This is a genomic window from Sphingobacterium corticibacter (genome assembly GCF_003076635.1).
Lineage (GTDB): Bacteria > Bacteroidota > Bacteroidia > Sphingobacteriales > Sphingobacteriaceae > Sphingobacterium > Sphingobacterium corticibacter.
Genome location: NZ_QDKG01000001.1, coordinates 1,195,181 through 1,208,397 on the forward strand (window position 1 = coordinate 1,195,181; position 13,217 = coordinate 1,208,397).

General features: G+C 41.5%; 16 protein-coding genes. 10 read left to right on the forward strand and 6 right to left on the reverse strand.

Annotation, left to right across the window (positions count from 1 at the left end; genetic code table 11):
* Positions 1 to 89: 89 nt before the first annotated feature.
* From DC487_RS05065 to DC487_RS05080, 4 genes are all read right to left on the reverse strand, one after another.
* Positions 90 to 1,745 carry a fibrobacter succinogenes major paralogous domain-containing protein gene (locus tag DC487_RS05065; protein ID WP_116774819.1) on the reverse strand — a complete coding sequence of 552 codons (1,656 nt, stop codon included), beginning with the start codon at positions 1,743 to 1,745 and terminating at the stop codon, positions 90 to 92.
* Positions 1,746 to 1,760: 15 nt separating this feature from the next.
* Positions 1,761 to 2,390, reverse strand: coding sequence for a LuxR C-terminal-related transcriptional regulator (locus tag DC487_RS05070; RefSeq protein WP_116774820.1), 630 nt, complete (start codon positions 2,388 to 2,390; stop codon positions 1,761 to 1,763).
* Between the two features lie 18 nt (positions 2,391 to 2,408).
* Complete coding sequence (locus tag DC487_RS05075) at positions 2,409 to 2,603, reverse strand: hypothetical protein (RefSeq protein ID WP_116774821.1); 195 nt, start codon at positions 2,601 to 2,603, stop codon at positions 2,409 to 2,411.
* Positions 2,604 to 2,736: 133 nt separating this feature from the next.
* Positions 2,737 to 3,153, reverse strand: a complete 417-nt coding sequence (locus DC487_RS05080) for a hypothetical protein (RefSeq protein ID WP_116774822.1) — start codon at positions 3,151 to 3,153, stop codon at positions 2,737 to 2,739.
* A gap of 563 nt (positions 3,154 to 3,716) precedes the next feature.
* Between DC487_RS05080 and DC487_RS05085 the strand changes: the two genes are divergently transcribed.
* Both DC487_RS05085 and DC487_RS05090 read left to right on the forward strand, forming a co-directional pair.
* Positions 3,717 to 4,094, forward strand: coding sequence for a lipocalin-like domain-containing protein (locus DC487_RS05085; RefSeq protein ID WP_116774823.1), 378 nt, complete (start codon positions 3,717 to 3,719; stop codon positions 4,092 to 4,094).
* A gap of 393 nt (positions 4,095 to 4,487) precedes the next feature.
* The gene (locus DC487_RS05090; RefSeq protein ID WP_165799017.1) at positions 4,488 to 5,624 is read left to right on the forward strand and encodes a phage integrase SAM-like domain-containing protein; all 1,137 of its coding nucleotides are present in this window, start codon (positions 4,488 to 4,490) and stop codon (positions 5,622 to 5,624) included.
* Here DC487_RS05090 and DC487_RS05095 read toward each other — a convergent pair.
* Both DC487_RS05095 and DC487_RS05100 read right to left on the reverse strand, forming a co-directional pair.
* Positions 5,593 to 5,934 carry a helix-turn-helix domain-containing protein gene (locus DC487_RS05095; protein ID WP_116774825.1) on the reverse strand — a complete coding sequence of 114 codons (342 nt, stop codon included), beginning with the start codon at positions 5,932 to 5,934 and terminating at the stop codon, positions 5,593 to 5,595. The genes DC487_RS05090 and DC487_RS05095 overlap by 32 nt on opposite strands.
* A gap of 22 nt (positions 5,935 to 5,956) precedes the next feature.
* Positions 5,957 to 6,718, reverse strand: a complete 762-nt coding sequence (locus DC487_RS05100; RefSeq protein ID WP_116774826.1) for a S24 family peptidase — start codon at positions 6,716 to 6,718, stop codon at positions 5,957 to 5,959.
* A 216-nt stretch (positions 6,719 to 6,934) separates the two neighbouring features.
* Here DC487_RS05100 and DC487_RS05105 point away from each other — a divergent pair, with 216 nt between their 5' ends.
* From DC487_RS05105 to DC487_RS05140, 8 genes are all read left to right on the forward strand, one after another.
* Positions 6,935 to 7,180, forward strand: coding sequence for a hypothetical protein (locus DC487_RS05105; protein ID WP_116774827.1), 246 nt, complete (start codon positions 6,935 to 6,937; stop codon positions 7,178 to 7,180).
* A complete protein-coding gene (locus tag DC487_RS05110) occupies positions 7,180 to 7,464 on the forward strand; it encodes a hypothetical protein (protein ID WP_116774828.1) in 285 nt (94 codons plus the stop codon). The genes DC487_RS05105 and DC487_RS05110 overlap by 1 nt, the downstream gene beginning before the upstream one ends.
* Before the next feature lie 210 nt (positions 7,465 to 7,674).
* Positions 7,675 to 8,451: a recombination directionality factor gene (locus DC487_RS05115; RefSeq protein WP_116774829.1), complete on the forward strand. Its 777-nt coding sequence runs from the start codon at positions 7,675 to 7,677 to the stop codon at positions 8,449 to 8,451.
* Complete coding sequence (locus DC487_RS05120; protein WP_116774830.1) at positions 8,451 to 8,762, forward strand: hypothetical protein; 312 nt, start codon at positions 8,451 to 8,453, stop codon at positions 8,760 to 8,762. The genes DC487_RS05115 and DC487_RS05120 overlap by 1 nt, the downstream gene beginning before the upstream one ends.
* 5 nt (positions 8,763 to 8,767) lie before the next feature.
* Positions 8,768 to 9,859 (forward strand): hypothetical protein, encoded by a 1,092-nt coding sequence (locus DC487_RS05125; protein WP_116774831.1) that lies wholly within the window; start codon positions 8,768 to 8,770, stop codon positions 9,857 to 9,859.
* Positions 9,860 to 9,892: 33 nt separating this feature from the next.
* On the forward strand, positions 9,893 to 11,026 hold the full coding sequence (locus tag DC487_RS05130; RefSeq protein ID WP_165799018.1) for a hypothetical protein: 1,134 nt from the start codon (positions 9,893 to 9,895) through the stop codon (positions 11,024 to 11,026).
* Between the two features lie 149 nt (positions 11,027 to 11,175).
* On the forward strand, positions 11,176 to 11,547 hold the full coding sequence (locus tag DC487_RS05135) for a hypothetical protein (protein ID WP_116774833.1): 372 nt from the start codon (positions 11,176 to 11,178) through the stop codon (positions 11,545 to 11,547).
* Between the two features lie 149 nt (positions 11,548 to 11,696).
* Positions 11,697 to 13,217, forward strand: coding sequence for a DEAD/DEAH box helicase (locus DC487_RS05140; protein ID WP_116774834.1), 1,521 nt, complete (start codon positions 11,697 to 11,699; stop codon positions 13,215 to 13,217).

Here is a 13,217-nt window from a genome sequence, read left to right on the forward strand (position 1 = left end):
GTATTAAAAAAGCAACTCCGATAAGAGTTGCTTTTTTCGTGGTATTTTTTATTTTGCTAGTGATTACTATTGGCATTCAGTTGCTTTTACTAAGAAGCTGTACATCGCACGTTTCTGGATTGCGCCACGTAGTTCACACTATTTTGCAGTTCAGAGATATCTACTACATCAACCGCAAATCGAAATCTCCACAAATTTTCTCCTGATGCAGAGCTCGTCCAGTAATGACCTGCAGAGCCTCTATTATCCATCGCATTTGCTGTGGGGGCAGTTCCGGTGCCACTCGATACATTAAACAATCCTTGCGCAGGCCAAACCATAATTACATCAGATCGTCTTCTACTAGTTAGCACTTTTCCAGAACCATAATTAGCATTGCCTGTCGCAAAATCACCTCTGTTGGTTGCCGTGACTGAGGCCAGCAATTGTTGAACTTCGGTTCTAGTAGGAACGCGCCATCCTGTAGGGCAAGGATCAGAAGCTGTTCGTACCGGACTTGTTTCAGGGTTTGCACTTGAATTCCAAGAATTTCTGGGTACGGCTGTGGCACTTGTCGCATTACTCCAGCTGCTATTTACCGCTGTAGCGTTGTTGGCTGCTACAATCGTATTACGCCCAAATTGATAGTAATTTCCGTGATACGCTTGGGTGATTGTTGCAGGATTTACAGGTAATGTGGTAGCTACTCCGACATTATGTTGTGCCCAGATTCTACCGTTAATACGAACGGCAGGTCGACCTAAGTATTCAATATTTTCATCCGTAGGTGTGATTCTCAATGTCAAATTATACCGCACACCTGGAGTGATGTTCAGATTTTGAAAGGGCGTAAGATTGGTAAGCTCAATGCCATTTATGGTGATATTCGGAATAGTAAAAATTCCAGTTCCAGCAGCGCTGCCATTAATCATGGTAGGCTGGCTCGTCACTACCTGAGTGCCAAGTGTACCATAGTTTACTGGAGATGATGTTTCTGTGCCACTACGTGTAAATGAGCCATCAGCTAAGGTTACCAGTGAGTTTGGAAAATGTGGTCTGAAATTCGAAGTGAGTGCTGTAATGTTATAGCCAGTGATGCTGGCATCCACTGTCGTTGTGATCTGGCTAAAGCGATGCTTCAGTACGATGTCCAATTGATTAATCGAGTTACCGGTGATTGTTAGATCCTGACGAAAATACATATAATCTTGTGTTCCCGTCACACTAATTCTTGAATTTGAAATTGTACGATTTGTCGCCGGTGTTACTGCCGGCAGATTATCTTGTGTACTATTTATCGAGTATACAATAAAGGAATATGTACTGCCACCATCTAATTGTAAAGCTGCTGTTGCATTTTCTTGTCCTCTGATGTAGTTTCTTTCAGTTACGAAATTTCCGGCAGAATTGTAAACTAGTAATCGGTATCGGATTCCAGCCCCCACATTGGAAGTGTCGCTAACTGCACGAATGGCATCTTTTAAAGATGAAGGATTGTCTTGATTTAAATACGCCGGTTTTAACTCCGACACCAAAAGTAAACCGTTCGGTAGATCGATCGTTTCGGTTTGTATGTCAGCTTCAGGATCGTACGCTTGTGGGTTTGGTGTAGCGGCTCTGTTATTTATCGTTTCCTCGCCTTCAAAAACAACGTCGGATACAGAAACCGTAACTGTTCCTGGGGAAGTGTCTACGTGGTCTTTCTGACAAGATAGGATGAAAAATCCCAAAAGTGCGCAGATCAGAGATGTGTAAAATGTTTTCATAGTAGAGATTACGTGTTATGCTGGTGTAGTTTTAAATGTTGTAATTGCTTCGAATAAGTGCTTCAGTTGCGGAACGTTTTCAACGGTTAGTTTTTTAAATGCTCTCATTTTATAGGTTGAAACGGTCGAAATGCTTAGCTGAAGTGTTTTTGCAATATCACTTACTCGTTCTCCATTCAAGATCCGGTGGATTATTTTCTGTTCATTTGCAGATAAGGAATCAAATGGATTCGTTGACCCTATATTCGGATGAGATGGTATTTTGTTGACTGAAAAATGTTCGCCGTTTAGAAGGAATGACCTTAAGCCAAGCTCGTAGCTAATTAAAGGTTCATCTACGCATATATTGCCATTGACAATATCTTGGACATCGGAGTACGAGACGATTTGATTTTCAGACTCGTTGATAATCAATATCCGCGCTTTTTTCTGCCGCTTCCTTATTCTTCTCACGATCAATGTGAGATTATCTCGCACTAGCGACGAGCTCAGAATAATTCGTTCAAATTTGATGTATTTGACCAACAGTGATAATCTGTCGTTGGTATTTGCTTCGTACTCGGTAATACCATTGCAAATTTTCTTAGCCAATGCGATAGACCCAACTCTTCTAAAGAGGTTGTTGTCAGCAAAAAGAGTATTCATAGCCCGATCGTAGAATGATCACCAAGTTTGCTGTCCTGCAACATTAGCGCCTTCTTCCCATTCGTCTCGCACCTGATTAGCACTGTTAATGGGGGTTACGGTAGCAGATCCGGCAGCAATGCTGTATTCTATATGTACATCAGCAATACAGAGCTCTGGCGGAGTGTAATACTTTTTTGTCTTGTTTGATTTTGATAGATGTTCGTTTTTCATTTTTAAGATGGAACGCAATAAATGTTAAGCAATCACATATACGAGATATACAGAGCAAAAAGCTATCCAGAGGTCGGAAAATAATATTAAACGAAAAATTTGTAGCTACATTACTACATTTTGACTTTAAGTGTTAGGATAAATCATGGAAAATACGGGAAATATCTGCTTTACTGGCATCTAAACTTTTTTCTAGGTTTAGCATGGTATACTTAGAGATCCATTGATTTTCATAAGCCGTAGACCTACCGCTGTTATCCTTAACAAGAATAATCTTAGTGTTTTTTACTGCCGCTAATACTAATGGATCGGTATCCTTTAGCATAGTGATGTTAATAAATAAAAGATCAATATCTTCTTTTTGAAGTATTGCCAATGTGTCAAGTATGCTTCCAGCTTCAAATACTGCTAAATCACTTCGGCATGCTTGCGCCGTTAAAATTAGACTATACCTGTATAGTTCTATATCGTCTGCAAATAATACTCTCAATGCTGTTAAATGAATTATTTGGCGAATATATTGAGATTGTAAAGTGTTTATTACATACATGTTAAAAACAGGTACTAATACTTTTAGACGTTAATTTTAACGTCTGTTATTATTCTGTTAGATAGGAATAAAGCTCTAGGATAAGATTGCACTCGTGTTGAAAGGAATTAGAATATATGGAAAGGAATAGTTTTGCTGGAATTTAATTTTGTTCAATAAGTGTTTTTTTACAGTAGCTTTTTTTAATGTTAGAGAAAATACTGTAGGTGCTTTTAGAATAGTTTTGCCATAATAAATTTTGTATTTTCCTTACGTAGTGATTTTTTATAGCGTATTTATACGTTTTTTTTATATTTTTGCTTTTTAATCCAAATTAAATGCTATGAATGAAATTCTTGTAACCGCCGAACGTATATTTGGCGAACTGGATGTGATGACTGAGTTAGGGATTTAAACAGATAAGCTTATGGAAACAAATCACTCAGCCTCAGCATATATCATGATTTGATGCGCACACCTATTAATCAGAGAGATTCACAGCTCCTTATTATGGCGACTTAGTAGTTCTATTGTTGCTATTTTTAGACAGATCTTAGATCTTGATTCCTATATTAGTTGAAATTATGAAACTACCAAGATATCTGTTACAACATTTTGCCATATTACTAATGGTGTTTGGATGCTCGAAAGAAAATGATCCGTATGCCAGGCAGATATTAGGAACATGGGAAATAACGCATTACGATGGCCGAGTTGTCGCAGATCATCCAGCAGAATTCCCACAGCCTAGAACCATTACTTTTCAAGCGGGAGGTGCATTTCATGAAACTGGAACTTCGCGTGATGGTTACGGTTCTTATACGATCAATGGTACTGATATCACAGTCTACATGCAAGGTCGAGTAGCCTTTACGTTTAAGATATTATCAATTCAAGGTAATACGGCATTTTTAGATGTATACACTGGGAGTAGTGTGGTTGGGATCAAAATAAAGAAATGATTTAGTTTAGCTTTTCTAATCACTAAAAAACGCATGTGGACGAAGGAAGAAAAATTATATCATGCGAGAAGTCTGCAGAAAAGCTAAAAAAAATAAGTAACTCTAATCAGAGTTACTTACCCATTACAAACTATATGTATTGATTTATTAAACCAAAGCATGTTTTGCGGTGTCTCCTTTTACGGTTTAAAGCTGTTGTGAGGCGCTTTTTTCAAAATGTGAAGGTGTTCGTTTTGAAAAAAGATTGTAATAAGATCCTTTTCTTAACTTTAAAAACTTACAAATAATTTAATGGCTACTGTGAACGCGGTGGTGCTAAAGCATCACAAGAAAAAGACTGATAATACTTGGAATGTTAAGATAAGGATTAATCATAAATCTAAGTCTGCATATATGGATACACACGCGTTTGTAAACAAAGTAAGCCTCACCCCTAAAGATAAGTTAAAGCAAAGTTACATCGATCGGTATTTCTCGGAAGACCTGTCCAAGTATAGGGAGGAAATCGCGTTGCTAGGAACCAGATTAAACTTCATGTCGGCTATTGATATAAAGGACTACCTCATCACTAAACAAAGTGCCGGTGTAGAGATTGAGCTATTTACGCATTTGGAAAGTGAAGCTGCCAGATTGCTAAACCTGGGGAAATCAAATCAAGCGCATTTGGTGACCAACATGTCTAAATATTTAAAGCAGTTTACTGGAGTTGAAAAATTACCTGCACAGATGATCACTCCGCAAGTAGTGAAGAGCTTCGTTGATTTCCTGGTAGCTTACAAGCGCGAAAACGGACTTCAATTCAAGGCAAATACGGTAAACTCTTACATGGCACAGTTTCAAGGTGCGTTTAAGCGCCTGCGAGAAAAGGTGAATAATCCAGTTACCAATGATTTCCCATTAGCTTTCAATCCATTTGAAGGATATCGGCCGCTTGTGATCAATATCACTGCTAGACGAAATCTTAGCCTTGATCTTCTTCTACAGGTGTTCAACTATTACCCAGCAGGAGTTAATGAAAAGCTTGCTAAGGATATGTTTATGCTTTCATTTTACCTGTGCGGAATGAATACCAAAGACATTATGGAAAACCTCACGGATCCGGATGCTAAGGTAATTGAATATCGCCGGAGCAAGATCATGAATAAGAGGAAGGATGGAGGCTTAATAAATGTATTGGTACCTGATCAGGCGGCGCAATTAGTGAAAGCGTATGCTGGGATTTTGCAGCCAAAATATAAGACGATCCATAATTTGAACTACAACCTTTATATAGGATGGAAATCGATCTCTGAGAAGATCGGCTTCAAATGTACAATGTATTACGCGCGGCACACCTTTGCCAACATAGCTCGTCAGATATGTAAGTTCAGTAAAGAGGAAGTGTCACTGGCGTTAAATCATAAATCCGGTAGCGACGTAACTGATATATACATCGAACCGGATTGGTCAGTCGTTCATAAAGTTCAAGCAGGCGTTGTTAATGCCGTTGAAAATCACATCAAGAATTCTTCTGCTCATGTGACTGAGTGAGCTCTAGTACCAGCTGCTCCATCTTGGCCAGTCTATTTTCCACTTCAGCTAAACGGTAAGACAAAGATTGCTCTTTGCTGTGGAAGCGTGAAGCGTATGTTAGATCTTCGACATTCATGCCTAGTTCGGCGAGCTTTCGCACCACATTGACATTTGGTCCATGTTTGCCATTTTCAATCCTAGACATTGTAACTGTTGAAATACCTAGTTTTGCCTTCAATTCTTCGGATGTCCATCCCTGACTATGGCGAAAACTGGCTATTAATTTTCCGATTTCCGTAAAGTCAGTTTTCGAATCGTTTGTACTCATGATAGTGTATATGTATTTACGTTTATTCTAATACTCTTTTAACAACATTGTAAATTTGCAGTAGATCGTCCATCTTTACTTCGTAATCTGGATACTTATCCTTATCTGGATTTAACGATCTTAGGAGAAGTGTACCTGTTTCTAGATCTTGACTCGCTACTTGCTTTACAACAATTCCTTCCTGCCGATGGACAAAGACGAAATTAGGCCACGAGTGAGTATGCAATTTACTCTGCCAGTACTGACGTGCAACTTCGCGACAAAGCATTACTGTCCCATCGGGAATAGCTTCACGGATATCTCCGTTGTCCATACTATCTCCTGATGCTTCAAAATACTTATAAGTTCCGGTCACGAATTTATCTACAGTTGTCGTATAAAGTGGTAAAGTGTCTATGTATTCTCGATCTTGATATCCCAATAGATAACCTGCTTGCGCATGGATTGGAATCAGCTCGGCTGTTAGTAGATAGTAGCCTGGACTAATTTCTTTCAAACCCTGCTCGATCTGTGGGTGTGCGATTTCTGCTATTGGTTTGGCGGTCGCTTTCGCAGAATACTCAAAAACACGGCTAATATCCTCCTTTGTTGCTCCTATCGCATCAAGTATGGCATTAATTTTTGCTATGTCTTCACTTTTAACGTAATCTTCCTTTTTTAAAAGGTTGATTATCGTATTCTTTCCAAACCCCACGAACATGGGGTCAGACTTGTCAGTCAGGTTATCTTGCTTTACGCCAAGTTTTTTCATTAGACCCTTGACGTATTGGCCTTTGTGTATCATGTGTGTGTATATGTCAAATGAAAATGAAACTCAATATAAACCAATGCGTTACATAAAAATTAAAAAATATTTCAAACTAAATCAACTTAAAGTTTGAAAAGTTTATAAAGTTTAATACATTTGTATTGTCAAGTCAAACAAATATAACATTTTTAAACATGCCGCGTGCAATGTGTGTACCAAGAACTTAATTCAAAACAAAAATGAACAAAAAAGATGATTGAGATTACGGATAAGGTGCCGTCTCCAACTAAAGAAAATTGGGGATATGCAATGGAAAAGATGAGCGTAGGCGAGTCTTTTCCTGTCGAAAATGGAAAGCAGCAAAAGGTGAGGCAAAAAGCTTGGCTTTTATTTCACCGCAAGAACGAGCTAACGGGATTGCCTGTAACCGATAAGTTATTTACGGTTAGGAGAGATCCAGATGATCAACAAAACTTTAGATGCTGGAGGGATCAATAATGAATAGTATACCACTTGATTTAGGGTTAGCAGCAATGCTGCAGGAAGCCGCAAAGGTTGGCGCAAAGACCGCTTTAATTGAAGCCGGATTAGAACGTGAAAACGTGTCGTACAATTATGCATGTAAAAGGTACGGCAAGGCCAGAGTAGAAAGATGGTTGCAATCTGGGCAGCTGAATTACCGTCAGGATGTCTTCGGATCGACTAAGCGAGAACTTAGCAAAGTAGATCTAGAGGCTTTAAATGCCGGAGACAAAATGGTTGGACACATTAAAATAACGTGAGCAAATGACAAACGAACAGAGACAAAAGTTACTCGAGGATTTACTCGCCGAGATCCGTGGTTTACGGCAGGTAGTGTCGGAAATCAGAGAAGATGCAGAAGCGGATGAGTTAATTCTAAGCTAAGCAAAAACAAAATTAACGCGCAGCAGGAGGCAAACTAAAGCGTATTTACAAACAACGGGCAATCGCCCATTAAACTCTAACAAAGAATGAAAGGACGTATTTCGTCACGGGGTGCACAGCAAGGCAGTACACTACCCGAAATCGGTAGAATCAAAGTAGGAGAGAAGTCTCAGCGTGGGCTACCTACATCATTAGATTATTTTCGGGCCACCGGAGATTTTGCCAATAGATTCCACAATCTTTTTGGCGACAAACCTACAGAATTGCATGTAGCGTTTGTAAGTAACAATCTTGCAGAAGTCTGCAATGAGCAATTTGAAGCTTGGGACAAAGGCAAGCGTTGGGGCTATGGCGATGGTGAAACCTTTACAGTTTGGGATTCGGCAGGCGGATCAGAAGGCAAGGGCGGATATATCTCTGATGTATCAAAGGATGATCCACGTGTAAAAGCCATCAAAGGATGGGCGCGAACACTAACATTACGTTTTGTGCTTCTAGAAATGAAAGGCATACTTGGCTATTGGACTTTTCAGACTAAAGCGAAAGAGACAACCATTCCATCGATCGTAAAAGCATTTGATATGGTTATGGAGCGTAGCGGCTCGATAATCGGTTTTCCGTTTTCATTGATGGTCAAGAAAGTACAGTCATATTCTCCAGGAATGGCCAAGAACTATCCTATAGTTCAATTGGTGCCAAACTTTACCGAAGAAACTATTGAGGCAGTCCGTGCTTATGTTGAATCCGGTGCAGATTTGAATCGGTTAACCACTAACATGATCACCTCTGGAAGTTTACTGCAATTGGGTGCTGGTGCAGGTGCTGGCTCGGTTGAGGATGTAGAAGCGGAGGAGGTGAAGTAATGGAATTTAAAGGAACGAAAAACTGGAGAATTAGAAGGTCGGATGGATTTTTCTTTATTGAGGCAGATCTTCCAAATGCTGAACAAAATGGAAATTATCCAAGGATTGAGGTTATGCAGGAGGATTATGGCGATCATAACGGATATACCGAGGAAATTAGAAGTTACGATGCCCAATTAATTTCTAAGTCTCAGCAAATGCTAGATTTCATCAACCGACTATCTGGTGAAATGCTTCGAAACGACTTTGTATTAAACGAAGCTTGGTACGATCAAGCTCAACAACTAATCAGATCCGCAACCCAAATATAACACCCATGTCAATTACATTCGAACATATCAACACGGACTGGTTTAACGATCAAGCCCTCCGTTTACCCAATTATAAAGTAGGCCGCGTTAACTTCGGTCAAGGTCGTAGCTACATTCGACTAAATCAAGATGGCGCACCAGTAGAATCACCTTTGCGATTATACACTAGCCTTACGACAGCCATAAATGCGTGCGCACCTATGGAGCAGCCATTGCTTGAATGGTACGTAAAGCACGGACTTAAAGAAGCTGGCCGTTTGCTAGAATTGAGTCAGCACTACGGCACATTAATGCATCTGGAAATCGGCAAGTTCTTAATCAATGGAGAATACGATTTTGATCGCGTCGAGTTTGTCGTGGAAGATTACCTTTCCGCAGAGAGTTACTACCAACCCGATACGAAAGAATGGCCAGAAAAGTTACGGAACGACTTAGCGGCATTCATTCAATTTTACATCGATTATAATATTGTGCCGCTCGGCATTGAATACGTCCTGCTCTCGGAGAGAGGTTACGGCACCCTAATAGATCTTGTTTGCAATATGACCATTATGGTCGATGGCTTTTCTGATACGCAAGTCTACAAGACTGGGCCACGCAAAGGAATGCCGAAAGAATGCAAAATCCCTCGGCATATTAGAGCAATTATAAACTTCAAGTCTGGCCGCCATGGCTTTTACCGTACCAATGGATTGCAACTGGAAGCAGAGCACCAGCTATGGGAAGAGAACTTCCCAGATCTACCACTAGATGCCGCTTGTAACTGGTCACCCAAAGAATGGCGTGGCGAAACACCTACCTACAATTTCAAAGATTGGACTGGTGATATCACAACCGCTGAGGTAGATGCTGTGATGACCTTGGCTGATATCCGCTATGCAAGTAAAGCTGAAAGCAAAACGTACACTAGCATCGGCGGAACATTCTCTATTGCAGATCGTGATCAAGGATTATCAGGAGTAATACGTAAAGAAGGTATCAGCGAATATGTAGGAAAAAAATTTGGCTATGCATCACCAGATATGGAGCCTATAGTGCGGCCAAGTGCTGCGGCACCGGTCATCAGCGAACCAACTTCTAACCCTTTACCATTCTAGATCATGAGCATGCAACAACAAACAACGGCAATTATGCCGTTTACTCAAACAGACCTGCAAAGTGCAGGATCTGTTTACGATACAGCCGTTGGCTTTCAAGACAAATACCGCGCTAAGCAAATTGCTCTACTTGCCAAAGTAGCTGCCAATGGCGATAAGCTCCCAAAGGAATTGGATGATGAGCTTATGAACTGGCAAGTATCAGCAAAGAAAGCCCTAAAACATATTGAAGAGCAGCGCAAGCCATTCACCGAAAAAGCGCATGCATTTATCAAAGCATTTACATCAGTAGAGAATGCTTTGGGCAAGGAGCTTTATGATCCAATCCAGCAAGTGCGCGATAAGTCCGCCAAGATTCATGCAGAAGAGGCCGCTGCTGCCCGAGCAAAAGAACAAGCTGAACTGGCTGCAAAGCAAAAGCGTATTGATGATATAGCGCAACTTGAAACGCAATTAAGAAATGGATATGCGGTGTATCTGTCTACGGTAAAGCAAACACTCTTGACCGTATATACCGGCGCCACGTTGGATCTATTAGAGGATGCAATTAGCGAGCTTACTCTTGCCATGGATTGGACTTTGTCAAATGAAGCTTGGAATTCCATCACCTTGGTAGGGGATACCGAGTTGATTGAAGAGGTGCGGACAAAGGAAAAGTTTGACGCTTGTGATTCGCATTTTGCTCTGGAGGTAAGTAAGTATGCAGAATACCTCTTGTCGCTAATGCCTGCTCGCAAAGAAGAACTTGAAGCAGGTGTTGCACAAAGTGAAGCAGCGGCGGAGCTCGCTCGCAAACAGGAGCAGGAAGCGGCTGATAACAAATTGGCCGCCCAAAAGAAAGCTGATGCAGACGCAGCGAAGGCCAAGCAAGCCGCAACAGTTACTGTCATGGTGGCTCAAGCTAACCGTCAAGTGGAAGCGCCGAGAGCCATCGAATCCTACTCTATGATCGTGGGAAGCATTGACGGCTGGCGCGCTGTAGTAGATTATTATCTAACCAATAGTGGAACTGTCGCTGAAGATTTGGGTAAGGTCAAGCTTGATCAAATGGCTGCATTTGCTGAAAAGCAAGCCAAAGCAACTGGGGAAATGATCACTCATAGCGATGTATCATACGAGCCAAAATACAAAGCTGTCGCTAGAGCCACTAAAAAGAAAGTCGCGTAATGGTGTTTGCAGTAAAAGTTATTGTAGTGCTCGTAGTATTCATGGCTATAGGGTATCGCGAGAGCAAAACGGAAAAGAATAAGTAAACATCAGGTGCGAACTGAATGTTCTACTACCAATAGAATTGTAATATTAAAAACCAGATAAAGATGTCAAACAGAACATTAACGGGGTCAATTGCCCTAACAAAATTGCCTCAGGCTGTTATCGTAGATAAAAAGAATAAGGCCGGAGAGATGGTAAAATGCGTATTGCTACCGATTGAGGGTAATAGTATGACCGAAAAAGATGGCGCCGTTTACATGGATGTACGTGTAGTTCTTCGTGAAGAGCAAGATCAGTATGGACACAACGGCTTTATTGCTAAATCGCTACCAACGGAAGTTTACAAAGCGAATAAGGATAATGAATCATGGATCAATGATCATCAGCCAATCCTAGGTAACGTAAAAGACTGGTCGCAAGGAAGCAATTCTGCCCCAGCTCAAACCATCGATGAGGACGACGATCTACCGTTCTAATCAAAAAATTAAGTAGCGGTCGTGGGAGGCAACCCCTTCCGCTACTTCCATTTCATTAATCTCTAACAGAACTTCCCTCTGCAAACATATGCTTTGGGATAAAAGAATAATACCATGCACAATCGAAAGATTTTTTGCGCGCCATCCACATGGAAGGGGGTAGCGCCATGAAAGTATCTGCGCCAATAACTCTTCGCCTATATCAACAGAAATTTGTAAACAACCTAGCGGTGGCTCTTCGTGATCATCGCCGCGTTATTGCGTGCGCTCCGACGGGATCGGGCAAAACTAAAATGTTCATTGAGGTAGCCAGGAAAGCAACAGCCAATGGGAGAGCTGTTGTGATTATCAGTGAGACGGCTAAAATCTACGATCAGATTATCAACGAAGCTGGAGGTCATGAAATAGCCAAAGGAGTAAAGCATGTTTCCATTAAAGGTGGGCAGCTATACATCGCTATGGCTCAAACTCTGACGCGACGTCCTTTGATATTGCATCAACTTGCCGCCCTTGAATTTCCACCGCTGATCATCGTCGATGAAGCTCACATTGGAACGCCGTCCAATATCATTCGTCAGTTGATTGAGCTGAGCAATCCATATATTCTGGGCTTTACAGCCACTCCAGATGGACGTGTAGCAAAGCACTTAGCAGAGCTTTACAATAAATGCGTGGTTTGCTGCCAAGTAGATGAGCTTATACAGCAAGGCTTTCTATGCTCGTACAGACATTCAGCACGCACCAAAGCTGATACCGATATCTTGGAATTGCGAAATGGTGAATATACCGAGCAGTCTCAGCAAGCTGCATTTTCGACGAATCAAGTTTACGATGGTATTTTCGAAGATCTGCGTAGCACCCCATTCACCAAGTGTATGATCTTCGTTGCTTCGATTAAACATGCTCGCGAAATGAACCAGCGTTTACTTGAGCAGGGGTTTTCCTCTGTTGAGTATCACAGCCAACTGGAGAATGGAGCTTATGAGCTCGCAAAATTTACCGAGCTAGGCTATGCCAATATATGCGTATCCGTGGCCAGCCTGACCAAAGGTTTTGATTGTCCTTCGGTGGATTTGGTGATACTGAATCGCGCTACAACGTCATTGCCACTATACCTTCAGATGATCGGACGGGGCTCGCGGCCAGTATGGGACGCGGCAGGGCAGCAGATCAAATCGCATTTCCGTGTTCTTGATTACGGAGGTAATTGGGAACGCCACGGGCTTTATTTCGAAGACAGAGGATGGGAAACTATGTGGGAAGTCACTAAGCGTTCCAAAAGCGGTGGAGGCGTAGCGCCTGTGGCCCTATGTCCTCAATGTGAATCAATCATTCCAGCCACGCAGCGCATCTGTAGCTTTTGCGGTCACGAGCGACCATTAACGGACAAAGAGTTGGAGCAGGGGGAACTGGTTGAAGTGACGCGCCATTATACAGATTTAGTAGGTCGCAGGATCAGCGAGTTATCGCCTAACGAACTAGCTGTATACGCTAAAATGAAAAAGAAGCAGCCTTTCGCGGCGCGCGTAGCAAGAGCCAAAGACCAGGAGAATCACGGATTTCTGGAAGCGTTCACTGCGGCTATGGGATACAAGCCATCATGGGTAGATCATCAGCGTAGGATGATTGGAGTAAATAAAATCGATTTTGTAGATATCACACTGGTTTAG

Coding starts and splice junctions, on each gene's coding strand:
- DC487_RS05065 (WP_116774819.1), bottom strand. CDS start 1,745: ATGAAAACATTTTACACATCTCTGATCTGCGCACTTTTGGGATTTTTC.
- DC487_RS05070 (WP_116774820.1), bottom strand. CDS start 2,390: ATGAATACTCTTTTTGCTGACAACAACCTCTTTAGAAGAGTTGGGTCT.
- DC487_RS05075 (WP_116774821.1), bottom strand. CDS start 2,603: ATGAAAAACGAACATCTATCAAAATCAAACAAGACAAAAAAGTATTAC.
- DC487_RS05080 (WP_116774822.1), bottom strand. CDS start 3,153: ATGTATGTAATAAACACTTTACAATCTCAATATATTCGCCAAATAATT.
- DC487_RS05085 (WP_116774823.1), top strand. CDS start 3,717: ATGAAACTACCAAGATATCTGTTACAACATTTTGCCATATTACTAATG.
- DC487_RS05090 (WP_165799017.1), top strand. CDS start 4,488: ATGGATACACACGCGTTTGTAAACAAAGTAAGCCTCACCCCTAAAGAT.
- DC487_RS05095 (WP_116774825.1), bottom strand. CDS start 5,934: ATGAGTACAAACGATTCGAAAACTGACTTTACGGAAATCGGAAAATTA.
- DC487_RS05100 (WP_116774826.1), bottom strand. CDS start 6,718: ATGATACACAAAGGCCAATACGTCAAGGGTCTAATGAAAAAACTTGGC.
- DC487_RS05105 (WP_116774827.1), top strand. CDS start 6,935: ATGATTGAGATTACGGATAAGGTGCCGTCTCCAACTAAAGAAAATTGG.
- DC487_RS05110 (WP_116774828.1), top strand. CDS start 7,180: ATGAATAGTATACCACTTGATTTAGGGTTAGCAGCAATGCTGCAGGAA.
- DC487_RS05115 (WP_116774829.1), top strand. CDS start 7,675: ATGAAAGGACGTATTTCGTCACGGGGTGCACAGCAAGGCAGTACACTA.
- DC487_RS05120 (WP_116774830.1), top strand. CDS start 8,451: ATGGAATTTAAAGGAACGAAAAACTGGAGAATTAGAAGGTCGGATGGA.
- DC487_RS05125 (WP_116774831.1), top strand. CDS start 8,768: ATGTCAATTACATTCGAACATATCAACACGGACTGGTTTAACGATCAA.
- DC487_RS05130 (WP_165799018.1), top strand. CDS start 9,893: ATGCCGTTTACTCAAACAGACCTGCAAAGTGCAGGATCTGTTTACGAT.
- DC487_RS05135 (WP_116774833.1), top strand. CDS start 11,176: ATGTCAAACAGAACATTAACGGGGTCAATTGCCCTAACAAAATTGCCT.
- DC487_RS05140 (WP_116774834.1), top strand. CDS start 11,697: ATGGAAGGGGGTAGCGCCATGAAAGTATCTGCGCCAATAACTCTTCGC.